The organism is Mesorhizobium sp. SEMIA396 (genome assembly GCF_024518615.1).
Classification (GTDB): domain Bacteria; phylum Pseudomonadota; class Alphaproteobacteria; order Rhizobiales; family Rhizobiaceae; genus Mesorhizobium.
The window spans coordinates 863,716-886,731 of the sequence record NZ_JANIFC010000001.1 but is presented as its reverse complement, the minus strand read 5'-3'; the positions used below and the strand labels follow the sequence as shown (position 1 = coordinate 886,731).

Here is a 23,016-nt window from a genome sequence, read left to right as displayed (position 1 = left end):
CCTATCTCAGCTTGAGGGTCGACAGGCCGACCAGCGCCAGGATGACGGCGATGATCCAGAAGCGGATCACCACCTGGCTTTCGGTCCAGCCTAGCTTTTCGAAATGATGGTGGATCGGCGCCATCAGGAACACCCGCTTGCCGGTCATCTTGAAGTAGCCGACCTGGATGATGACTGACAGGATTTCCACGACGAACAATCCGCCGACGATGACCAGCACGATCTCGTGCTTGGTGGCGACCGCGACGGTGCCGATCAGGCCACCCATGGCCAGCGAGCCGGTATCGCCCATGAAGATCGCCGCAGGCGGCGCGTTGAACCAGAGGAAGCCGAGGCCAGCGCCGATGACAGCGCCGAGCACGACCGCCAGTTCACCGGTGCCGGGCACGAAATGGATCTGCAGATATTCGGCGAACACGGCGTTGCCGGAGAGATAGGCGATGACGCCGAAGGAGGCCGCCGCGATCATGATCGGCACGATCGCCAGCCCGTCCAGACCGTCGGTGAGGTTCACAGCATTGCCTGCTCCGACGATGACGAAGCAGGAGAACGGAATGAAGAACCAGCCGAGATTGACGATGAATTCCTTGGCGAAGGGAAACGTCAGCGACGAAGAGAACGGCGCCTGGCCATTGTGCATGATCACCCAGGCGGCGATGCCGGCGATAACGAATTCAAGCGCCAGCCTTGCCTTGCCGGAAAAGCCGAGATGTGACTGTTTCGTCACCTTCAGATAGTCGTCGTAGAAGCCGATCGAGCCGAAGCCCAGCGTCACCAGCAGCACCACCCAGACATAGATGCTCGACAGGTTGGCCCACAAAAGCGACGAGCCGATGATGCCCGACAGGATCATCAGTCCGCCCATGGTCGGCGTGCCGGCCTTCTTGAAATGCGTCTGCGGTCCGTCGGCGCGGATCGGCTGGCCCTTGCCTTGCCGCAGCCGCAGCGAATTGATGATGGTCGGCCCGAAGATGAAGACGATCAGCGCCGACGTGATCAGCGCCCCGCCGGTGCGGAAGGTGATGTAGCGGAAGACATTGAAGACCGAGACCTTGTCCGCAAAATCGACGAGCAGTGTAAACATGCGCTTTTCGTCCCCCGACCTAGGTCTGTTTTCTGGCTGTCGATTCAGCCGGGAATTTGCCCAGCAGCGCATCGACCAGTTTTGCAAAGCCGATGCCCTTCGACGATTTGATCATCACCACGTCGCCCGGCTTGAGCGCGGCAAGCAGCACCGGCTTCAACTCCTCGACACCGGCGCGGTATTCCGTCTTGATCTCAGCCGGCAGCGCTTCTGCCAGCGCCCGCATTTCCGGGCCGCCGAGAAAGACGGTCCGCGTGCCCGTGCCGACGATGAGGTCGGCAAGGGCTGCATGCAGCTTGGCCGAATGGTCGCCAAGTTCGAGCATGTCGCCGAGCACGGCGATGCGGCGGCCCTCGCCCGTCACAGGCGTCGCGTTGAGCAATGCCATGGCAGCAGCCATCGATGCCGGATTGGCGTTGTAGCTTTCGTCGATCAGCGTGATCAGTCCACCTGGGTAGCTCGAAGTCGAGCCACCTGGGTGGCTCGAAGTCGAGCCACCGGGATGGCGCAGCACATGGCGCTTGCCGCGCCCGCGTTCGGCAGAGAGATCGGCCAGTGCTGAAGCCACCTTGTCGAGATCGGCGCCGACCAGATGCGCAGCACCCAGCACCGCCAGCACGTTCTGCACCATATGGCGGCCGGGCGCGCCGATCCGCGCCGCCACTTCGTGGCCGCCGATCCTGGCGATGATGTCGGAATGATCCGCATGCAGTTCGCATTTGGTGAGCTTGAAGGTAGAGCGCGCATTCTCGCCGAAGCCGTAGACGTGCTCGACACCGGCGGCATGGGCCATCTTGTCGAGCAGCTTGAAGCGCGCATCGTCGCGGTTGAGGATGGCGGCCCCCTCGGGCTCCAGCCCTTCGAAAATCTCGGCCTTGGCCTTGGCAATCTCGTCGAGATTGCGGAAAAAGCCGAGATGCGCCGCCGCGATCATGGTGACGATGGCGACATGCGGCCTCACCATTTTTACCAGCGGCCGGATTTCGTCGGGATGGTTCATGCCGATCTCGAATACGGCATAGTCGCAATCATCAGGCATGCGCGCCAAGGTCAGCGGCACGCCCCAGTGATTGTTGAAGGACTGCGCCGAGGCGTGCACCTTGCCGACGGCTTGCAGCACATGGCGCAGCGCTTCCTTGGTCGTGGTCTTGCCGGCCGAACCGGTCACAGCGATGATTTTCGCGCTCGAGCGGGCGCGCGACGCAATTCCAAGCTTTTCCAGTGCGACCAGCACGTCCTCGACGACGATGATCGGCGCCGTCAGCCGGCCGAGCGACGGCAGCTTGCCTTCGGCCACCACCAGCACGCCGGCGCCGGCCTTGATGGCGGCGGTGGCGAAGTCATGGCCGTCCATCGCCTCGCCCTTGATGGCGAAGAAGGCGTCGCCCGGCTGCAGGCTGCGGCTGTCGATCGAAATGCCGGAAATGCCTTCCGGCATCGGCCCCAACGGCCGCCCGTCCATGGCGGCAACCAGCGCCTCGCAGGTCCACAGCAAGCTCATGCGGCACGCTCCGTAAGTGCCGCGCGAACTTCCTCGTGATCGGAGAAATGCAAGGTCTCGGAGCCGATCGTCTGGCCTTCCTCGTGCCCCTTGCCGGCCACGATCAGCGTGTCGCCGGCATGCAGCATGGCAACCGCCTCGTGGATCGCCTGGCGCCGGTCGCCGATCTCGATGGCACCGGGGGCGGCGGCCAAAATAGCGGCGCGGATCGTTTTCGGCACTTCGGAGCGCGGATTGTCGTCGGTGACGATGACGACATCTGCAAGCCGCGTTGCAATCTCGCCCATGATCGGTCGCTTGCCGCGGTCGCGGTCGCCGCCGCAGCCGAACACGACGATGACGCGGCCGGTGGTGAATGGGCGCACCGAGGACAGCACGTTTTCCAGCGCGTCGGGCTTGTGGGCATAATCGACATAGACCGGCGCGCCATTGCCGGTGGTGCCGACGAGGTCGAGCCGGCCCGGGGCGCCCTTCAATTTCTCCAACGCCAACAATGCCTTGGCTACAGGTGTTCCCGTGGAAATGGCAAGACCCGCCGAAACCAGCGCATTCGAAATCTGGAAATCACCGGCCAGCGGCAGGTCGATCTCGTAGAGCACGCCATCGGCCTCGACCTCGGCCCGCTGGCGGTGGCGCTCGTGCTCGACCCGCTTCAGCCTGAGGAAATCGCCATGGCGGCCGACCGTCAGCACTTCGAGCCCGGCGGCCCGCGCCGCCTGAATCGTCGGTGCCGACCATGGATCGTCGGCGAAGATGACGGCCGGTGCGCCTTTCGGCAGCAGCGCATCGAACAGACGCAGTTTGGCGCGGTGATAGTCCTCGATGGTCGGATGATAGTCCATATGATCGCGGCCGAGATTGGTGAAGCCGCCGGCCGCCAGCTTCACACCGTCCAGACGGCGCTGGTCGAGCCCATGGCTGGAAGCCTCCATCGAAGCGTGGGTAACGCCGGCATCCGCCAATTCCCGCAGCAATTGATGCAGGGCGACCGGATCGGGTGTCGTCAGCGAGCCATAGTCGTTGCGCCCAGGCGCCACCACGCCAGTGGTGCCGATCGAAGCGGCGGCATAACCGGACTGCTCCCAGATCTGCCTGGTGAAAGCCGCGACCGAAGTCTTGCCGCTGGTGCCGGTCACCGCGACCATTATCTCAGGCTGCTTGCCGAAATAGCGGGCCGCACTCAGCGCCAACGCCAGGCGCGGATCGTCGACTGCCAATACCGGGACCGACAGCCCGGCAATGGTGCTGCCCTTGCCCGCTACGATCGCGGCCGCACCGCGCGCGGCGGCGTCGGCGGCATAAACGGCACCGTCGGCCTTGGTTCCCGCGAGCGCAAAGAAGACAACACCCGCTTTTACCTGACGGGAATCCGAAGAAATCCCTGTAACCTCCAGATCGACGGAAGCTATTCCCTCGACGGGCAGGATACCGGCTAGATCTCTGAGCTTCATCGAGTCCCGTTCACCGCAACAAAATAGCGCGCTGTTGCCGGCGCGCCCTAAGAATCACTGATAGGAAACCAGCGTTGCACCATTTTCATGGCTGAAATCTGGCTTCACGCCAAGCATGGCAGCTGAACGCCTGATGATATTGCCGGCCATGACCCCCGCATTTGCGGCCGCGACATCCGTCATGCCAGGCTTTTCCGGGTGCGGGGCATCGGCAATGGTAAACACCAGATACTGCGGATCGTCCATCGGGAAGGCGGCGACGAAAGTGTTGAAATTCAAGTCCTTGGAGTAGCGGCCATTGACGACCTTCTCGGCCGTTCCGGTCTTGCCACCAACGCGGTAGCCGGGGACTCTGGCGTTTCGGGCAGAGCCCTTCTCGGCATTGAGCGAATAGAGGTAGCGCATGCCTTCGACGGTCTTTTCGCTCACCACTTTCTTGGCGGTGGCCATCGCTTCCGCCTGCGTGCGCACCAAAAAGGTAGGGTTCATCAGGAAGCCGCCATTCATCAACGCCGCGCAGCCCACAGCCGCTTGCAGCGGCGTCGTCGACACGCCATGGCCGAAGGCGATGGTGAATGAATTGACCTGTTTCCAGACCTTCGGTTCAGTCGGACGGGCAGTCTCCGGCAATTCGGTCTGCATCCTGTCCAGAAGGCCAAGGCGATGCAGGAATTCGCGATGGCCCTCGATGCCGACCATCTCGGCTTCCCTGGCCGACCCGATGTTGGACGAATAGAGGAACACCTCCGGCAACGACAGCACACGGTTCTTGCCGTGGAAATCGTGAATGGCCTGATGGCCGACGCGGATTGGATGCGAAGCATCGAAGCGGCTCGCCATCGTCGCCTTGCCGGAATCGAGCGCCATGGCTGAGGTGAAGCTCTTGAAGGTCGAGCCCATCTCGTAGAGGCCCGCCGACATGCGATTCAGCCGGTCCTTGTCCTGTGCATTGTAGGGATTGTTCGGATCGAAATCCGGCACCGAGGCCATGGCCACCACTTCGCCGGTCTTGACGTTGAGCACGACGGCGCCGGCGCCCATGGCACGATAGCGCTCCAGGCCGGCGGCGATCTCGTCGCGCACCACATGCTGCACGCGCAGATCGATCGAAAGCTTTACCGGCTTGAGATCCTTGGCAATGGCAAGGCCCGATGCCTGCAGGTCGCTCAAGCCTTGCTCGTCGACATATTTCTCCATTCCGGAGATGCCCTGGTTGTCGATGTTGGTGAGGCCGACAATGTAGGACGAGGTCTCGCCGCTCGGATAGAAGCGGCGCTTTTCGGTACGGAAGCCGAAACCGGGAATGCCGAGTTGCATGATGTCGGACTGTTGCTTGGGCGTCAGCTGCCGCTGCAGCCAGACGAAACCGGCGCCGCTCTTCAGCTTGTGGTAGGTCTGCTCATAGTCGATGTCCGGAAGCACCGTCGACAGCTTCTCGATCGCCTCGTCGGCGTCGACAATCCGGCGTGGTTCTGCAAACAGCGACGCTGTCTTGATATCCGTGGCCAGCACTTCGCCGTTGCGGTCGACGATGTCGGGCCGCGATGCCGTCACCCGGCTCTGCGGACCGCCCGACATGTCGGGGGTCTGGAAGCCGAGGTAGACCAGCCGCCCTGATATGGTCGAGAAGATACCGAAGAACACCGCCATGGTCATGACGATGCGCGTCCTGCCCTTGCCGCCGGTCGCCTTGCGGGCGCCCTCGACCACGATCGATCCATCTTCACTCGTCCTGGCGCGACGCTTCAGCAGTTTGCCGATCATTGGGCGATGCCTCCGGTCACGACGGGATCCTTACTGTCCGAAGGCGCTTGGTCGGAATTGTCGGCCATGCCGCCCTGGCGTCCCGACAGGATGTCCTGGATGTCAAGGGATTTGGCCGGCAGGTCGCCGATGCCGCCGATCTGGCGAGCGCTGACCGGCTCGAGTTCGAGCTGCGACTTGTAGAGTTCGGCGAGCTTCTGCAGCCGCGACGGCTGGGTAAGCAGGCTCCAGTCGGCCTTGAGCAGGTCGATCGTGTCCTCCTCATAGCGTATCTGCGCATGGATCTTCTGCACCGCGGCCAATTGTTCCTCGGCCTCGCGCTTGGCCTTGTAGGTAAGGGCCGCGACCGCAACCATGACGGCGATCAGGACAATGTCGCTGGTACGAAACACTTAGCTACCTCTCCCCCGGCCGGCCTGTGCCAGGAAGTGTTGGGCCGGGAAGCTTTGGAAGGCCGAAAATCGAAAAATCGCTGCTGCGCGCTGGCGCATCCGTGCGGATTGCCGCGCGCAGCCTAGCCGAACGGGCGCGCGGATTGGCCGCCACCTCGGCGTCGCCGGCAGTCACGCCGCCACCCGCCTTGCGGAACGTCGCGGTGCGGGCATGCGCCTCGGGCAAATGCCGCGAGCCGGTCGCGACATCGGCCCGGTCGGCGATGAAACGCTTGACGATGCGGTCTTCCAGCGAATGGAAGGTGACCACGGCGAGCCGTCCGCCCGGCTTCAGCGTGCGCTCGGCCGCGAACAGGGCCTTGGCCAGTTCGCCAAGCTCGTCATTGACGAAGATGCGCAGCGCCTGGAACACGCGCGTAGCCGGATGGATCTTGTCCTTCGGCGCACGGCCGATATGCGTCTCGATGGCGTCGGCCAGTTCCAGCGTGCGCTCGAACGGGCGCTTTTCACGGCGAGCCTCGATCATGCGGGCGATGCGCCCGGCATGACGCTCCTCGCCGAGGAAGCCGAAGATGCGGGCAAGATCGCCCGGCTTGAAGGAATTGACGACGTCGGCGGCGCTAAGGCCCGATTGCGCCATGCGCATGTCGAGCGGCCCGTCGGCGCGGAACGAAAACCCGCGCTCCGCCTGGTCGAGCTGCATAGAGGACACGCCGATGTCGAGCACGATCCCGTCGGCGCTCTCGACATGTTCATCCAGCGTCGAGAACGGCGCGTGCACCAGGCGCAGCCGACCGCCCGATTGCACTTCCAGATCGCGCCCGGCCGCAATGGCATCCGGATCGCGGTCGATCGCCACCACGGAAGCGCCCGTCGCCAGAATGGGCCTGGTGTAGCCGCCGGCGCCGAACGTGCCGTCGATGATGAGGTCGCCCTGCGCCGGCGCCAACGCTTCGAGCACCTCGGCAAGGAGGACCGGAATGTGGCGAGCCGATCCGCCAACGGCGTGCCCATCTACGGCGCGAGGAAGGTCATCGCCGTGGCCTGCCGTCATTCCGGTCGCTCCCCAGGCTTCGTCCCCTGCCGAAGCTGCAAAAGCCGTGCCCGCGCCTGCGCCCCATAGGCGGCAAGCCGTCCCGGCTCCCAGATCTGAAAGAAATTGCCGCGCCCGACAAAGGCCACTTCCGCCGAAATGCCGGTGTGTTCGCGAAGGAAATCGCTCATCGTGATGCGGCCGTCCTGGTCGAGTTTCAAGAAGGTTCCGTCGCCATGGCAGAAGAACGACATATCGTCCGCCGTCTGCAGGAAGGGATCCTCGAGCGCGATGCGCTGCTCGTAGCGGTCGAGCAGATCGAGCCCGCCGACATCCATCGCCGGCAGATCCAGGCAGCGCAGCGCATAGAGTTCCGAATAGCCGCGCTTCTGCACGACCGCACGGAAATGCGCGGGAACGGACACCCGTCCCTTCGCATCGATCCTGCTCACCGTGCTTGACAGAAACCGGTCCATTAAACGCTACAGCCGCTTGCGCCGCCGCACCCCTCTCCATCTTGTCGCACGCGCCGCCGCAGCGCGCTCCCTGCCCCGCATCAGCCTCATCCGCACGGGCAAAAACCGGCAAACGCGCAGCCGCCGCGGCTGCCCGATTGGCGTACGCTTTACCCTGACACGGAACGAAGGCTTTGATGTCTAGATGGGATATCATGGGGCACTATGGGCGTCAACGGGATTAGGCTTCACAAACACGCGCGCCGCGACCAATGAGAGCAGCCTCGCCGACACGTCTCGTCTTTATGGTCTATTAAGCCTAACGAACCGTTTAGAGCCGCCTGGCCCACCCGGACGCGCCTTGCCGCGCGCCGCTGCCGGGCATAGCGTCTCGCCACATATCGCCGGTCGCAAACAGGGTTGGAAATTCGATGTCTGAAACTGCAAAGTCACGCGCTGCAGCGCTTCCTCACCTGCGTCGCAGCGGGCTTGCCATGGGCGATTCCATTCCCCTGCCACTGACCATGGCCGCCATCTTTCATGCGCCCGGCGACGCCACCGGTTTCAACCAGTACGGGCGATTCAGCAACCCGACCTGGGACGCGGTCGAACATATGCTGGCCCATCTGGAGGACGCGCCTTGCGTCGCCTTCCCTTCAGGAATGGCGGCAATCTCGGCGGCGTTTTTTGCCGTGCTCAAGACTGGCGACCGTATCCTGCTGCCATCGGACGGCTACCACACGACAAGAGCGCTGGCCGATCGCTTCCTCAAGCCGCTCGGCATCGCCTACGATGTCAGGCCTACCTCGACCTTCCTCGACGGCGGCTTCGATGGCTATCGCCTCGCCTTTGTCGAAACCCCTGCCAATCCGGGGTTGGATATCTGCGATATCGCCGCCGTTGCCGATGCTGTTCACAAAGCCGGCGCGATCCTTGTGGTCGACAACACGACCATGACACCCTTCGGCCAGCGGCCGCTCGACCATGGCGCCGATATCGTCGTTGCCGCCGACACCAAGGCACCCAACGGCCATTCAGATGTGCTGTTCGGCCATGTCGCCAGCCGCAATGCCGAGATCATCGCCGCCGTGACCGGCTGGCGCGAAGTTTCCGGCAGCATTCCCGGACCATTCGAAGCCTGGCTGGTGCATCGCGGCCTGGAGACACTGGATGTGCGCTTCGATCGCATGTGTTCCTCGGCGGAAGTCATCGCGCGGCGGCTGCAGGGCCACCGGGCAATCAGCGGCCTGCGTTATCCCGGACTGGAAGGCGATCCGTCGCACAACCTTGCCCGTGCCCAGATGGAGCGCTTCGGCTTTCTGATCTCTTTCGAGCTCGCCTCGGAGGACAAGGCCGAGGATTTCATCAACAATTGCGCCTTGATGCAGGCCGCGACATCCTTCGGCGGCGTCCACACCTCCGCCGAGCGGCGCTTGAAGCGAGGCGATGCCGTTGCCGCCGGCTTCGTTCGCCTCTCGGTCGGCTGCGAGCCGGTGGAAGAGCTCTGGAAGGCAATCGAGACGTCGCTGGACAAGATCGGCGGCTAACCGGACCGATCACGGGCCGAGATCGTCGGCTTCTATGTTGCGATAGCCGTGCAGTACACGAATGATCTCGATCGCGTCGTCACCTACACGATACAAGGTGAGATAGTCGCCAACGAGCAGATGACGGACGCCGGGCGCGATGTCATCGCGCGGCGCGCCGGAGAAGGGATAGGTCTCCAGTTGCTGCCACCGTGCCTCGATGCGATCGAGCAACCTATCCGCTGCGACCTCGCTATCGCGTGCAACATGAAGCCAGATCGCGATCAAATCGTCTTCTGCGCGCGCGTTCCGGGCGATGAATAGCGAATTCATGCTGCGTCGTCAGATCGCAAGCGCCTCCGCGCCTCGGCCTTGATTTCATCCATCGACGCAAATCGTCCCGGCCCGCTGTCTATCCCTTCCTGCACCAGCTTGCGCAACTCATCGAGCGTATAGCCGAAGAGATCGCGCCGATCCTTCCATTGCCGCAGCGCATCGCGGATCACTTCGCTGGCGGAGGCATATTCGCCGGCGGCGACGACATCATCCACCGCCTGCGCCAGTTCCGGCGACAGCGTGATGCTGCGTTTGTCGACCTGTCCCATGAGAGGCTCCCGATACCATTTCCCGATCATGGTACGATTTAATCGCACCGGTTTCAAGCAATGGCCGACTCTCGCTCGCACGGATGAACGGCCGGGCAGGCTTGAATCAACAGGCGCGCCCGAGGGCGCAACCTGCTGAATTCAAGAGACTTCTCTTGATATCGGGGGAGAGAAATTGCCAGCTGGCCTGTAAGCCGGGTTCTGTATGGCCCCCGCCCCTTGCGGGGCGAGAACGTGGCGGCCATTCATCTTGGGCGCATGTTGCCATGCGCCTCACGCAACCTACCCGGACGGTGAGCCGGAAACAGCCCTCGAGGGTTTCCCCTCGCACCGTCCCTATTCGGTCTTGCTCCCGGTGGGGTTTACCGTGCCGCTCCTGTTGCCAGTCGCGCGGTGGGCTCTTACCCCACCCTTTCACCCTTACCCCGAATCCGGCAAGCCGGATCGTGGCGGTTTGCTTTCTGTGGCACTTTCCCTGGGGTCGCCCCCGCCGGCCATTAACCGGCACCGTGTTTCCATGGAGCCCGGACTTTCCTCACCCACGACCTTTCGGCGTTTGCGGGTGCGGCCGCCCAGCCAGCTGGCAGAGCGTATAAAGGGGTTCGCGCCCGAAAACGCAAACGAAAAAGCAGACTTATGCGGGCGATCCCAGCGCAGCCATCTGCACCTTGACCTTGCCGCAATAGGCGGCCGACACCGGGTTCATCCGCGTTGCGGCGTGGCCGGCATTGTATTTCAGAATGGTGCCGCAGGTCGTGCCGCCGCCGAGGCTCCGCGCCATGGCAAGGTATTTCATGCCGTATTTGATGTTGGTGTCGGGATCGAACAGGCCCTTGGCGGAGCCGCTATAGCCCATCATCCGAGCCGTGGCCGGCTTGATCTGCATCAAGCCGATCTCGCCGGCGCCGCCAACGATGTTGGGCCGGTAGTTGCTTTCGATCTGGATAACCGCCGAGGCGAGCGATACCGGAACGCCTTCGATCGCCGCATAGCGGGCAACGATAGCGGAATACTGACCGCTGCTGGCCACCGCGGCCGCCGAGGCTGCCGCGTTCCGGACACCGATCGACGCCGTTGCCGTCATGTCGACGGTTTTTCGGCCACGCTTCGTCTGCTTTCTGGCGGACTTCTTCGGCTTGGACCAGCTTGCTTTTTCCATTTTCGCGGAAGCCCGCTTCGTCGCCTTGGCGTCGTGGCCTGCCTTGCCGCTTCTGGCCTGTGGGGCCTTGCCGCTTTTCGCGGATGCCACGACAGGCCCTTGATCGGCTCGCGGGCTGAGGGGCGCGGCATCTGCGGCACTGAAGGCAAAAGTCATTACGCCGGCAGCAAGAGCTGCCGTTAAAACGGTAAATTTCTGCATGTGATCCTGTTCTGTCTGAACCGCGCGAAGATGTTCACGCAGCAACGCCTAACCAACGTCGGAACAACCCGGGGGGCTTGGGGTCCGACATCTACACGTCAGCCGTTTGACGCCCGAATTGGTGTCAAACAAGGCCAGGCAAGTCACTTTGAGTGACAGCTTGTAACTTAAGGATTGGAAAGAATTGCTTGGGAGAGGCTCTCCCGGGGGTCAGCGCCTCATGGAAGCAAGCAGCCTTTGCAGCGTCCGCAGCGTCGAGCCGTCGGCAACGCCGTCCACCTTGCGCGGCCGGAAATGACGCTGGAAGGCCTCGACCACCGCCTCCGTCTGCCGGTCGAAAATGCCCGATATTTCAACGCCATAGCCGTAGAGGGCCAGCATCGACTGCAACGCTTCGACGTCGCCGCCGGTATCGCCGGTTGTCAGAGTGGCGCCTCGCCTGACGGGCGCGGCCGCCACGAGATGGCCAACACCGGCCTCGAACAGCGTCCGCCACGGAAACTTCTCGCCGGGATCGATCTTGCGCCCCGGCGCAACATCAGAATGCGCGAGTACCCGCTCGGCGGCGATCGAATGCCGACCGGCGATCCCACGGCACAGCGCGATCACCGCATCGATCTGCCGCCGGGGAAAACCGGGATAGCCCAGCGAATGCCCTGGATTGACGATCTCGATGCCGACCGAACAGGAATTGATGTCGGCCCGTCCGAACCACGAACTCTTGCCGGCATGCCAAGCGCGGTCGCTTTCCCTGACCATCTGCACGATATGGCCATTCTCGTGGACGAGATAATGTGACGAGACCTCGCTGGCCGGGTCGCAAAGCCAGGCCTCGGCCCCGGCGCCGGTCGCCATACCGGTGTAGTGCAGCACGATCATGTCAGGCCTGGGCGTCTCGCGCCGCGGGCCGAAATTCGGCGATACCCTGACTTCGGCACGTGGCTCGTCGGGCAGAAAGCCGCTCATGCGTGGCGCAGGCCCCGCTCGATCATCTCGTAGGCAACGTTGATCGCCGCCACCCTGGTGGTCGCGATCTTGATGAATTCCTGAGGCAGGCCGCGCGCGATCAGCCGGTCCGGATGATTGTCGGAAACCAGCTTGCGATAGCGCTTCCTGACCTCTTCGAACGGCTTGCCGCGCTCGATGCCAAGCACGACATAAGGATCCCCGGCGCCCAGGTTGACATGTCGCGCCATGATGGTCTCGTAATGCGCTTCGTCGATGCGGAAAATCTCGGCGATGCGGTGCAGGAAGTGGCCTTCGCGCTCGTGCACCAGCCCGTCGGCCTTGGCGATGTGGAACAGACCGTCGAGTATGTCTTCCAGCATCACACAATTGGAATGCCCGGAACCGCACATCTGCGCCATCCGCTCTGCATAGGTCTCGAAACCGGCCACGTCGCGCTGGGCGAGATCGAACAGACGCGCCACATTGCGCGTCTCCTTCGGCGGCACTTCGAATATTTCCTGGAAGGCGCGCACCTCGTCCTGGGTGACGATACCATCGGCCTTGGCCATCTTGGCCGACAGCGCGATCATCGCCACCGAAAAGGCGACACGCCGGCGCAAATCCGCATCGCCGGCGAAAACCGTGCGCACGGCCTCGACCACGTCGGCGACACCCGACGAGGCTGAGGATGAAACGCGGGTGATGAATTCGCCGAGGCGATCCCAAATGGACATGGCCTGCTTCTTAGAGCCACCGCCCGCTCCTATCAAGCCGGGACAGTGCCGCAGGCTTTGCGCGACAAATCGATCGGACTCGAACGCCACGGCGCTCGGACAATATGAAAAAGGCCAGCGCGAGCCGGCCTTTCTCATTCATCACACGAAGTACTGCTTGCTCACTACTGCGCGGGCGCAGGAGCTGGTGTTGCCGGAGCCGGCTCGGCAGGCTTCTCGGGTGTGATGCTCTTCGTGGTAGAATTATCCGTTGCCGGAGGCGTCGCGGCCGGCGGCGTGGCTTCCGGAGTAGCCGGCTTCATCGGTTCCTCGGCGGCCGGCGGATTGGTGCTCTGGGTGGTGGTATTGTCCGTACCGCTGTCACTGCAGGCGGCGACGCCAAGCAAGGCCAGAGCGGAAACGGACGCGAGAATGAGCTTTTTCATTTGTCTCTCCTTCAACACACGCTCACGTTGCCGTGAGCGGTCGAAGGACAAATGCGTCAGACGGCCATGAGTTTCGTAACGTTGCGTTTCGACATGTAACATCGTCTGGTTCATTTGCGATTGCCGCTCAGGCCGTGGCGAACTAACAGCATGTGCCGAACCACCGATTGAACGTAAAAGCGCCAGGGGCTGTCATGACCGCAAAATGGGATTTCTGGATCGACCGCGGCGGCACATTCACCGATATCATCGGCCGAGATCCGGAAGGCGGGCTGCACCCGCGCAAGCTTCTCTCCGAAAATCCCGAAGCCTACAACGATGCTGCCATCCAGGGCATTCGCGACCTTCTTGGCTTGTCGGCCGGCGACACGATCCCGAGCGGCCTGATCGGCGACATCAAGATGGGCACCACGGTTGCAACCAATGCGCTGCTGGAGCGCAAGGGCGACCGCGTGCTTTTGCTCATCACCAAGGGCTTTCGTGATGCGCTGAAGATCGCCTATCAGGCGCGTCCGGACATCTTCGCCAAGGAGATCATCCTTCCCGAACAGCTCTACGAGCGGGTCATCGAAATCAACGAGCGTGTGCGCGCCGATGGCTGCGTCGAACAATTGCTCGACATCGCCGCCTGCCGGCCGGCGATCGAACAGGCCAGGGCCGATGGCATCGATGCGGTCGCCATCGTCTTCATGCACGCCTGGAAATACCCCGACCACGAGAAGGCGGTGGCAAAAGTCTGCCGCAAACTTGGTTTCGCCCAAGTCTCCGTCAGCCATGAGGTCTCGCCGCTGATCAAGCTGGTCGGCCGCGGCGACACCGCGGTGGTCGATGCCTACCTGTCGCCGATCCTGTCCCGCTATGTGCAAAGGGTTGGCCAAGAGCTCGGCGTCCTCTCCCCCCTCGAGGGGGGTGAGGAGCGATGGGCCGAAGGCCGAGAAAAAGCCAGCGATTTGGCTTTTTCAGCGACGAACGCCCGAAGCCATAGCGAAGGGCAGTCGGCAAAGCGGGCAGAGGGGGTCCTCTCGGAAGGCACCGCCACGACGTCGAGCCCGGTCGATCCGACCCCACCCGGCGCCTTTGCCGCCATCCTCCCCTCGAGAGGGAGGGAAAGCCCTCGCCTCATGTTCATGATGTCGTCGGGCGGTCTCACCGCCGCCGACATGTTCCAGGGCAAGGATGCGCTGCTGTCAGGACCGGCCGGCGGCGTCGTCGGCATGGTCGAGACAGCCAGGCTCGCCGGCTTCGACAAGGTCATCGGCTTCGATATGGGCGGCACCTCCACCGATGTCGCCCACTATGACGGCGAATACGAACGCGCCTTCGACACCGAGGTCGCCGGCGTGCGCATCCGCGCGCCGATGATGCGCATTCATACCGTCGCCGCCGGCGGCGGCTCGATCCTGCATTACGAGGCCGGCCGCTTCCGGGCCGGACCGGATTCGGCTGGCGCCAATCCCGGCCCGGCAGCCTACCGGCGCGGCGGCCCGCTCGCCGTCACCGACGCCAACGTCATGCTTGGCAAGCTGCAGCCCGATTTCTTCCCGGCGATTTTTGGACCCGGCCAGGACGAGCCGCTCGACGTCGAGACGGTGCGAGCAAAATTTGCGGCACTCGCCGCCGAAATCGGCGATGGGCGGTCGCCCGAGACTGTCGCCGAAGGGTTCGTCACCATCGCCGTGGAGAACATGGCCAATGCCATCAAGAAGATCTCCGTGCAGCGCGGCTACGACGTCACCGAGTATCTCCTCAACTGCTTCGGTGGCGCCGGCGGCCAGCACGCTTGCCTGGTCGCCGACGCGCTCGGCATGGAGGCGGTGCTGATCCATCCCTTCTCTGGCCTGCTGTCGGCCTATGGCATCGGCCTGTCCTCGGTCTTTGCCTCGCGCCAGCAAGCGCTGCTGAAACCGCTTGCCGAAGAGTCCAGAACGGAGATCGGCAACCTCATTGCCATTTTGAGAAAAGCCGTTGTGGCCGAACTCGCGGCGCAAGGCATCGGCGAGGATACCGTCGCCACGAAGCCGGTGCTGCACATTCGCTATGATGGCACCGACACGACACTGCCGGTGAATTTCGAGGCGGATTCGATTTTCCAGGCCAGGCGCGATTTTGAAGTCGCCCACAAGGCGCAGTTCGGTTTCGTCTATGACGACAAGCCGATGATCGTCGAGACCGTCGGCGTCGAAGGCACCGACACCGGCGGTACCGGGCGCGACGAAACTGAATCACGAACCGAAGACCTTGCCGTAAACCCTTCGCAAACCCGCGAAATCTTCACCGAGGGAGAGTGGCGCACTTCACCCATCTTCCGCCGCGAAGCGCTGAAACCGGGAAACAGGGTTGCCGGACCTGCCTTGATTATCGAGCCTAACCAGACGATCGTCATCGAGCCGGGCTGGCTGGCCGAAATCACCGCCAGGAACCATGTGCTCCTGCGCCGTGTCGAGAAAAAGCGCCGGCAGGCAGCGCTCGGCACGGAGGCCGATCCGGTCATGCTGGAGGTCTTCAACAACCTGTTCATGTCGATCGCCGAGCAGATGGGCGTGACGCTGCAGAACACCGCCTATTCCGTCAACATCAAGGAAAGGCTGGATTTTTCCTGTGCAGTCTTCGATCGCACCGGCGCACTGGTCGCCAATGCGCCGCACATGCCGGTACATCTCGGCTCGATGGACCGCTCGGTCGAAACCATCATCCGGCTGAATTCCGGCGACATCCACCCCGGCGACGTCTTTGCCCTCAACGCGCCCTACAATGGCGGCACGCATCTGCCCGACATCACCGTGGTGACGCCGGTGTTTTCCCTCCCCCTCGAGGGGAGGGTGGCCGCGCAGCGGCCGGGTGGGGTCCTCTCAGAAGGCACCGCAAGAGCGTCGAACCCGGTCGATCCGACCCCCTCCGCCGCCGTCGGCGGCACCTCCCCCTCAAGGGGGGAGGAAATCCTGTTCTGGGCCGCCTCGCGCGGCCACCATGCCGATATTGGCGGCACCGCACCCGGCTCGATGACGCCGCTCGCCACCACGGTCGACGAGGAAGGCGTGCTGTTCGACAATTTCCGCATCGTCGATCGCGGAAAATTCCGCGAGAAGGAGCTGGAAACGCTGCTCACCGACCACCGCTATCCGGCCCGCAATCCGCACCAGAACATCGCCGACCTCAAGGCGCAGATCGCCGCCAACGAGAAGGGCGTCGCGGAACTGCGCAAGATGGTCACGCATTTCGGCCTCGATGTCGTCGAGGCCTATATGGGCCATGTCCAGGACAATGCCGCCGAAAGCGTGCGCCGCGTGCTGGAGCGGCTGCCCGACAGTTCTGAGTATGAGTACCCGACCGACACCGGCCAAATCATCAAGGTGAAGATCACGGTCGACCGGCAAAAGCGCGAGGCGACCGTCGACTTCACCGGCACCTCGCCGGTGATGAAGAATAATTTCAACGCGCCGGAACCGGTCGCCCGAGCCGCCGTGCTCTATGCCTTCCGCGTCATGGTCGAGGACATGATCCCGATGAATGCCGGGTGCCTGCGGCCAATCAACATCATCATTCCCGATGGCTGCATGCTGAAACCCGCCTACCCCGCCGCGGTCGTCGCCGGCAATGTCGAGACCTCGCAGCATGTCACCAACGCGCTGTTCGGCGCCATGGGCGCCATGGCCAACGCGCAAGGCACGATGAACAACCTGACCTTCGGCAACAAGATCTACCAGTACTATGAGACGATCTGTTCCGGCTCGCCGGCCGGCCAGATGAACTCGGGCCGCGGCTTTGCCGGCACCTCAGGCGTCCACACCCACATGACCAATTCGCGCCTCACCGATCCCGAAGTGCTGGAACTGCGCTTTCCCGTACTGCTCGAGGATTTCCACATTCGGGAAAATTCCGGCGGCAAGGGCAAATGGAACGCCGGCGACGGCACCAAGCGCACCATCCGCTTCCTCGAAAAGATGGAATGCGCCATCCTGTCCTCGCATCGCAACCGGCCGCCGCAAGGGCTGGATGGGGGCGGCGATGGCGAGGTCGGCTCGACCAAAGTCCGCCGCAAGGACGGCACAATCGACATGCTGAAAGCCTGCGACCAGACAGTGCTGCAGGCAGGAGACGCCGTCATCCTGACGACGCCGACGCCGGGCGGGTTCGGAGGGCAATGACGAATGCTTGCCGGGCGCGGACATGGCGAGCCAGAGGCGGGCGCATGTCCGCAATATTCTGAGGAGAAGTCGCCATGTCCATCGTGAAGAACATTCCTGCCTACCCGAGCAAGACCTTCAACGACGGTTATCTCGATGGATACCAGTCACTCAAGCCCGGCATCGTCCCCTCAATGCCTTCCTACAGCAAGGTGCCAATCGGCCTCACTCCGTATCAATGGGGCTTCACACTTGGAGAGGATGACGCACGTGCAACTGGTTCGCAGTAAGGGGTGTGTTCGCGGCGGTATCATGGGCTTCGATAGTGCGCAAGTTGATGCCAGATGAAGTTGCGCGGCGGTATCAACTGATTTTACGCGCCACCTCTGTCAGGAGGCGTCAACAGGCTGTCACCGGCTTGTCATGACCCTAGGCTACCCGCTTGCGGCAAAGCAAATGGGGAATCATCTTGCCATGACGGACGTTTCCGCAGATCTGGTTTTTCGCCGCGGCAAGGAAGTTGGAAAGGCCGTCTACCAGAACCGCCCGCTGTCGAAGGCCGGCATTTCGGAGCGGCTGTTCGCCTTCCTGTTCTCCGGCCTCGTCTATCCGCAGATCTGGGAAGACCCCGATGTCGACATGGAGGCGATGCAGCTTGGCCAGGGCCACCGCGTCGTCACCATCGCCTCGGGCGGCTGCAACATTCTGGCCTACCTCACGCGCTCGCCGGCCCGGGTCGACGCCGTCGACCTCAACACCGCGCACATCGCGCTGAACCGCATGAAGCTGGAGGCGGTGCGCCATTTGCCATCGCAGGGCGACCTGTTCCGCTTCTTCGGCGCCGCCGACACCAGCCACAATTCGAAAGCGTATGACCGTTTCATCGCGCCGCATCTCGATCCTGTCAGCCGTCACTACTGGGAGCGCCGCAACTGGCGCGGCATCAGGCGCATCACTGTGTTCGACCGCAATTTCTACCAGACCGGCCTGCTCGGCCTGTTCATCGCCATGGGCCACCGCACGGGAAAATTCTTCGGCGTCGACCCCTCCGGCATCATGCAGGCCAGGAACATCGGCGAGCAGCGCCGATTCTTCAACGAGGAGCTGGCGCCGGTCTTCGACAAGAAGCTTTTGAGATGGGCGACGTCGCGCAAGGCTTCGCTGTTCGGCCTCGGCATTCCACCGGCGCAGTATGATTCGCTGATCACGTCGGGCGACGGCACCATGGCCAGCGTGCTGAAAGCCCGGCTGGAAAAACTCGCTTGCGATTTTCCACTGGAGAACAACTATTTCGCCTGGCAGGCCTTCGCCCGGCGCTATCCGAACCCCGGCGAGGCCGCCCTGCCCGCCTATCTCGAAAAACAGAATTACGAGACCATCCGCGGCAATGTCGACCGCGTCGCCATCCACCATGCCAATCTGATCGAATTCCTCGCCGGCAAGGATGCAGGCTCCGTTGATCGATTCGTCCTGCTCGACGCGCAGGACTGGATGACCGACGATCAGCTCAACGCACTGTGGACGGAAATCACCCGCACCGCTTCCGCAGGCGCCCGCGTCATCTTCCGCACCGCCGCCGAGCCCAGCCTGTTGCCGGGCCGTGTCTCCAGCTCGCTGCTTGACCAGTGGGATTATCAGGACCAAGCTTCGCGCGAATTTTCGGCCCGCGATCGCTCGGCCATCTATGGCGGCTTCCATCTCTACGTGAAGCGCGCCGCATGAGCACCAGCGAGTTGCCGGCCAGCCCCGAATTCAAGGCCAACCATGCCGAACTGATGGACGGCGTCTACCGCTGGCAGCGCCACATCTACGACCTGACACGCAAATACTATCTTCTCGGCCGCGACCGGCTGATCGCGGGGCTCGATGTGCCCGCCGGCGGTACCGTGCTGGAACTCGGCTGCGGCACCGGCCGCAACATCATCCTGGCTGCCCGCCGCTATCCCGATGCCCGCTTCTACGGCCTCGATATCTCGGCCGAAATGCTGGAAACGGCCGGAAAGGCGATCGATCGCGAGGGCCTGTCCGGCCGCGTCGTGCTGGCAAGGGGCGATGCCACCGATTTCGATGCCCGTGCACTCTTCGGTGTCGAACGCTTCGACCGTGTCTTCGTGTCCTATTCACTGTCGATGATCCCCGGCTGGGAAAAAACAGTATCGGCAGCGCTTGCCGCCCTGTCGCCGAACGGTTCGCTGCACATCGTCGATTTCGGCCAGCAGGAAGGCCTGCCTGGCTGGTTCCGGGCGCTGCTGCGCGGCTGGCTGAAAAAGTTCCACGTCACGCCGCGTGAATCGTTGCGCGAGGTGCTGGAATCAGAATCGCGGCGAACCGGTGCAAGCTTCCGTTTCCGCACGCTTTATCGCGGCTATGCCTGGCTGGCGGTTATCAAGATCACTTCCTGAATATTGCCGTGGGAAAGGCACATAAAGGCGAAGCAGCCACGATCCGTTGGATCAACGTTGCCTTATGACCCCGAGAGCGGTACACTATCTCACATGCATGGAAGCATGTGGTGATCATCGGCTTCAGGGATGAATGGCTGCGGGCCTTCTTCGTGGAAGACACCCATTCTCGCAACATTCCGTCCGATCTCGAAAGCCGTTTGTTCCGCAAGCTCCAGATGATTGACGACGCGATGATCGATCAGGATTTGCGTGTGCCGCCCAGCAATCATTTCGAGAAGCTGCGCGGCATTCTCGAAGGCTTCCATTCAATACGCGTCAACAAGCAATGGCGGCTGATCTTCCGCTGGGACGGCGGCCGCGGTGAGGCGTCGGACATCTATCTCGACGACCACAGCTATAGATGAGGTGAGAACATGTTGATGACCGCACGCAAGCCGGCAACGGTTGGCGAAATTCTCACGGAAGAATTCATGCAGCCGCTTGGCCTGACGCAGGCGGCTTTGGCCGAGGCGATGGGGGTCCAGCGCAAGCATGTGAACGAATTGTGCAACGACCGCCGCAACGTCACGGCGGCGACCGCGCTTATTCTGGCGCGGGTGTTCGGCAACAGCCCGGACTTCTGGTTGAACGTCCAGCGCCGCAGCGATCTTTGGCAGGTCATGAACTCGCCCGACGAGCGGGCGCGAGTTGACCGCGCCAAGCCATTGGCGACAGCTGCATAGCAAAGAGTTTGCGCCGCGCTAATGCAGCGCCTTGATCAGCGCCCCCACCATCGTCTGCGGCCGGTAGCCGAGTTTGGCAGGCGTCAGCCCCAGCCGCACCACCACCAACTGCTCCGAAGGGATGATGGCAACCGTCTGCCCGTCATGGCCTTCCATCCAATACGTGTCCTTGGGCAGGCCTGCCGCGACGCCGGCGCCGGGGTTTTCCTCATCGCCCGGGGCCTCGATCCACAACTGACCCTTGCCGTAGACCTTCGAGGCGGATGCCGGCTCGCGCATCCAGTCGACGAAACCGGTTGCCAGGATCTGGTTGCCGTTCCACACCCCGCCCTGCAGCAGGAACTGGCCGAAGCGCGCCCAGTCATGCGCGGTTGCGTAGAGATAGGACGAGCCGACGAAAGTGCCCTGCTCGTCGGTCTCTAGCACCGCGCTATGCATGCCAAGCGGCTCGAACAGGGCCGTGCGCGGCCATGTCAGCGCCTTGGCCTTGTCGCCGATCGCGTGCTGCCAGAGCCGCGACAGCATCACCGCCGTACCGCTCGAATAGGAAAACACCTTGCCGACCTCGGCCGCCAGCGGCTTTGATTCGGCAAAGCCCGCCATGTCAGGTTCGAGATAGAGCATGCGCGTGACGTCGGCGACGTCGCCATAATCCTCGTTGAACTCCAGCCCGCTCGACATCGCCATCATCTCGGCAAGGCTGATGGCGGCGCGGCCGTCCGCCTTCCACGGCGCAAACAGGTTTTTGTCGTCGAAAGCCATCTTGCCGTCCTTGACCAACGTACCGACGATGGCGGCATTCACCGTCTTCGTCATCGACCAGCCGAGCAGCGGCGTCTTGGCGGAAAAGCCCGCGCCGTAGCGCTCGGCGACGACGCGGCCATTCTTGACCACCACCACCGCCCGCATGCCGGTGCCGGTCAGCGCCGCATCGTCCAGCAGCTTGGCAACAACCGGATCCTGCGATGCCTCAACCCGCTCGCCTTCCGGCCACAGGTCGCCCATGGTGGCCGCCGACGGCTCCGCCTGGATCACAGTCCGTCGCGCCTTGCCGACATCGCCGTCCGGAACCGAAGCGCAGCCAAGCCCGTCGCGGGCGACAGCGACGCTCTTGCCGAGGAACCCGAACAGGCCGGCAGACACCGTTCCCCTGTTCTTGTCCACCGAAACACGCATTAACCGCAGCAGGGGATGCCCGGGCGCCTGCACGTCGACGGCCAGCACCTCATTGGCGTCCCGGCCGGCGATGAAGACATTCGAGCAGACGATCTTGGCCGAATAGCCGGAACCGACGCGGATCAATTCGGGCGGCGCGATGTATAGCCACGCAAACAGCGCGGCGACCGCCAGCACGATCAGACCAAGCAGCCATCTGACGATCTTGACGACGATCCGCATTTATTTCCTCCGGGCCCTGCGCGAGCCCTTATGTCATCGATTTGCCGCCATTGCTTCCGCAAATCACAATGCTTGTCGAGCGCCATCAACGGATTATCAACCATGATCGGCGATCACAGGATATGCTGAGCGATGCTGTGGGGCGATCGCTCGGAGGGGGCCCAATCACAAGCCGGCCATCAGGTATAGACCCATCAGCGACCGGCTGAATCCGGCTCGGGAATTGCGATGCGCCGTCTTGCGGGCCTCATTATGCTAGCGCTGCTTGGCGCGTGCTCGACAGTAGACGATCTCTCGCCACTGTCGCCGTCGGCGTCGAGCAGCCCGACGGTCACTGTCCGGGCGCCGCGCTTTGCCGATTCCAAGCCGCATGAATGGGAGAGCGGCGCGCCGTGGAACTATGCCGTCCACGGCACCGATGTTTCCAAATACCAGACCTCGGTCGACTGGCCGGCGGCCAAGGCCAGCGGCATCTCCTTCGCCTTCATCAAGGCGACCGAGGGCGGCGATCGCTTCGATGAATACTTCAACGAGCATTGGACCCGGACCAAAGCTGCGGGCGTTCCCCGCGCCGCCTATCACTTCTACTATTTCTGCACCCCGGCTGCCGTGCAGGCGCGCTGGTTCATCCGCAACGTCCCCGTCGATCGCTCGGCGATGCCGCCGGTCCTCGACATGGAATGGAACCCACAATCGCCGACCTGCAGGCTGCGTCCCGACGCCGCCACGGTGCGCGCGGAGATGACCACCTTCCTCGAGATCGTCGAACGCCACTACGGCAAGAAGCCGATCATCTACACCTCGGTCGACTTCTTCGACGACAACGGCCTGGCGGGGTTTCGCGGCTATCCGTACTGGCTGCGTTCTGTCGCCGGCCATCCACGTGAGAAATACGGCAGCCACCCCTTCACATTCTGGCAGTACACAGGAACCGGGATCATTCCGGGCATGACCGGCAAGGCCGACATCAACGTCTTCAACGGCAGTGAAGCCACCTGGAACAAGTGGCTGCGGCAGAACACCCGTTGACACCGGTTCAACGGCAGCACCGCCATGGATCAAATCACTCCAGCAGAGCTTCCGTTGAAC

General features: G+C 63.0%; 22 protein-coding genes and 1 other RNA gene. 8 read left to right on the top strand and 15 right to left on the bottom strand.

What is annotated here, in order from left to right; genetic code table 11:
• Nucleotide 1 precedes the first annotated feature (1 nt).
• The 7 genes from mraY to mraZ are packed head-to-tail and all read right to left on the bottom strand — an operon-like array spanning nt 2 to nt 7,701.
• Nucleotides 2-1,084 carry a phospho-N-acetylmuramoyl-pentapeptide-transferase gene (gene mraY, locus NP503_RS04370; protein ID WP_013530954.1) on the bottom strand — a complete coding sequence of 361 codons (1,083 nt, stop codon included), beginning with the start codon at nt 1,082-1,084 and terminating at the stop codon, nt 2-4.
• 19 nt (nt 1,085-1,103) lie between these two features.
• Complete coding sequence (locus NP503_RS04365; protein ID WP_127269411.1) at nt 1,104-2,585, bottom strand: UDP-N-acetylmuramoylalanyl-D-glutamyl-2,6-diaminopimelate--D-alanyl-D-alanine ligase; 1,482 nt, start codon at nt 2,583-2,585, stop codon at nt 1,104-1,106.
• Complete coding sequence (locus tag NP503_RS04360) at nt 2,582-4,036, bottom strand: UDP-N-acetylmuramoyl-L-alanyl-D-glutamate--2,6-diaminopimelate ligase (protein WP_127269410.1); 1,455 nt, start codon at nt 4,034-4,036, stop codon at nt 2,582-2,584. Before NP503_RS04360 ends, NP503_RS04365 begins: the two co-directional genes overlap by 4 nt.
• Before the next feature lie 54 nt (nt 4,037-4,090).
• Nucleotides 4,091-5,800: a penicillin-binding protein 2 gene (locus tag NP503_RS04355; RefSeq protein ID WP_027034944.1), complete on the bottom strand. Its 1,710-nt coding sequence runs from the start codon at nt 5,798-5,800 to the stop codon at nt 4,091-4,093.
• Complete coding sequence (locus NP503_RS04350; protein WP_127271473.1) at nt 5,797-6,192, bottom strand: hypothetical protein; 396 nt, start codon at nt 6,190-6,192, stop codon at nt 5,797-5,799. The genes NP503_RS04355 and NP503_RS04350 overlap by 4 nt, the downstream gene beginning before the upstream one ends.
• Before the next feature lie 4 nt (nt 6,193-6,196).
• A complete protein-coding gene (rsmH, locus tag NP503_RS04345) occupies nt 6,197-7,246 on the bottom strand; it encodes a 16S rRNA (cytosine(1402)-N(4))-methyltransferase RsmH (RefSeq protein ID WP_127271471.1) in 1,050 nt (349 codons plus the stop codon).
• Nucleotides 7,243-7,701, bottom strand: a complete 459-nt coding sequence (mraZ, locus tag NP503_RS04340) for a division/cell wall cluster transcriptional repressor MraZ (RefSeq protein ID WP_127271469.1) — start codon at nt 7,699-7,701, stop codon at nt 7,243-7,245. Before mraZ ends, rsmH begins: the two co-directional genes overlap by 4 nt.
• A 410-nt stretch (nt 7,702-8,111) precedes the next feature.
• Here mraZ and NP503_RS04335 point away from each other — a divergent pair, with 410 nt between their 5' ends.
• Nucleotides 8,112-9,227 carry a cystathionine gamma-lyase gene (locus NP503_RS04335; RefSeq protein ID WP_127271467.1) on the top strand — a complete coding sequence of 372 codons (1,116 nt, stop codon included), beginning with the start codon at nt 8,112-8,114 and terminating at the stop codon, nt 9,225-9,227.
• Nucleotides 9,228-9,236: 9 nt separating this feature from the next.
• On the opposite strand, the gene NP503_RS04330 is transcribed toward NP503_RS04335, so the two are convergent.
• From NP503_RS04330 to NP503_RS04300, 7 genes are all read right to left on the bottom strand, one after another.
• Nucleotides 9,237-9,539 carry a type II toxin-antitoxin system RelE/ParE family toxin gene (locus NP503_RS04330; RefSeq protein ID WP_127271465.1) on the bottom strand — a complete coding sequence of 101 codons (303 nt, stop codon included), beginning with the start codon at nt 9,537-9,539 and terminating at the stop codon, nt 9,237-9,239.
• Nucleotides 9,536-9,811, bottom strand: a complete 276-nt coding sequence (locus NP503_RS04325) for a type II toxin-antitoxin system ParD family antitoxin (protein WP_027034949.1) — start codon at nt 9,809-9,811, stop codon at nt 9,536-9,538. The genes NP503_RS04330 and NP503_RS04325 overlap by 4 nt, the downstream gene beginning before the upstream one ends.
• Nucleotides 9,812-9,985: 174 nt before the next feature.
• Nucleotides 9,986-10,395: RNase P RNA component class A (gene rnpB, locus NP503_RS04320), an RNA gene on the bottom strand.
• 50 nt (nt 10,396-10,445) lie between these two features.
• Nucleotides 10,446-11,171 carry a lytic transglycosylase domain-containing protein gene (locus NP503_RS04315; protein ID WP_127268666.1) on the bottom strand — a complete coding sequence of 242 codons (726 nt, stop codon included), beginning with the start codon at nt 11,169-11,171 and terminating at the stop codon, nt 10,446-10,448.
• Nucleotides 11,172-11,381: 210 nt separating this feature from the next.
• Complete coding sequence (locus tag NP503_RS04310; protein ID WP_127268667.1) at nt 11,382-12,137, bottom strand: N-acetylmuramoyl-L-alanine amidase; 756 nt, start codon at nt 12,135-12,137, stop codon at nt 11,382-11,384.
• Entirely contained in the window at nt 12,134-12,853 is a 720-nt protein-coding gene (locus NP503_RS04305) for a DnaJ family molecular chaperone (protein ID WP_127268668.1), read from the bottom strand. Before NP503_RS04305 ends, NP503_RS04310 begins: the two co-directional genes overlap by 4 nt.
• A gap of 164 nt (nt 12,854-13,017) precedes the next feature.
• Nucleotides 13,018-13,278, bottom strand: a complete 261-nt coding sequence (locus NP503_RS04300; protein WP_081734943.1) for a hypothetical protein — start codon at nt 13,276-13,278, stop codon at nt 13,018-13,020.
• Nucleotides 13,279-13,472: 194 nt separating this feature from the next.
• On the opposite strand from NP503_RS04300, the gene NP503_RS04295 reads away from it, so the two are divergent.
• The 6 genes from NP503_RS04295 (at nt 13,473) to NP503_RS04270 (ending at nt 20,529) form a co-directional block, all read left to right on the top strand.
• Entirely contained in the window at nt 13,473-17,423 is a 3,951-nt protein-coding gene (locus NP503_RS04295) for a hydantoinase B/oxoprolinase family protein (protein WP_127271463.1), read from the top strand.
• A 74-nt stretch (nt 17,424-17,497) separates the two neighbouring features.
• A complete protein-coding gene (locus NP503_RS04290) occupies nt 17,498-17,692 on the top strand; it encodes a hypothetical protein (RefSeq protein ID WP_127271246.1) in 195 nt (64 codons plus the stop codon).
• Nucleotides 17,693-17,825: 133 nt separating this feature from the next.
• Nucleotides 17,826-19,124: a DUF3419 family protein gene (locus NP503_RS04285; RefSeq protein WP_127271244.1), complete on the top strand. Its 1,299-nt coding sequence runs from the start codon at nt 17,826-17,828 to the stop codon at nt 19,122-19,124.
• Complete coding sequence (locus NP503_RS04280; protein ID WP_127271461.1) at nt 19,121-19,804, top strand: class I SAM-dependent methyltransferase; 684 nt, start codon at nt 19,121-19,123, stop codon at nt 19,802-19,804. The genes NP503_RS04285 and NP503_RS04280 overlap by 4 nt, the downstream gene beginning before the upstream one ends.
• Before the next feature lie 110 nt (nt 19,805-19,914).
• Nucleotides 19,915-20,211, top strand: coding sequence for a type II toxin-antitoxin system RelE/ParE family toxin (locus NP503_RS04275; RefSeq protein WP_127267190.1), 297 nt, complete (start codon nt 19,915-19,917; stop codon nt 20,209-20,211).
• 9 nt (nt 20,212-20,220) lie between these two features.
• On the top strand, nt 20,221-20,529 hold the full coding sequence (locus NP503_RS04270; protein WP_023813159.1) for a HigA family addiction module antitoxin: 309 nt from the start codon (nt 20,221-20,223) through the stop codon (nt 20,527-20,529).
• Between the two features lie 18 nt (nt 20,530-20,547).
• Here the strand turns inward: NP503_RS04270 and NP503_RS04265 are convergent, their stop codons facing one another.
• Nucleotides 20,548-21,927 carry a serine hydrolase gene (locus NP503_RS04265; protein ID WP_127267191.1) on the bottom strand — a complete coding sequence of 460 codons (1,380 nt, stop codon included), beginning with the start codon at nt 21,925-21,927 and terminating at the stop codon, nt 20,548-20,550.
• Nucleotides 21,928-22,155: 228 nt separating this feature from the next.
• Between NP503_RS04265 and NP503_RS04260 the strand changes: the two genes are divergently transcribed.
• Complete coding sequence (locus tag NP503_RS04260) at nt 22,156-22,956, top strand: GH25 family lysozyme (protein ID WP_023813161.1); 801 nt, start codon at nt 22,156-22,158, stop codon at nt 22,954-22,956.
• Nucleotides 22,957-23,016: the final 60 nt, after the last annotated feature.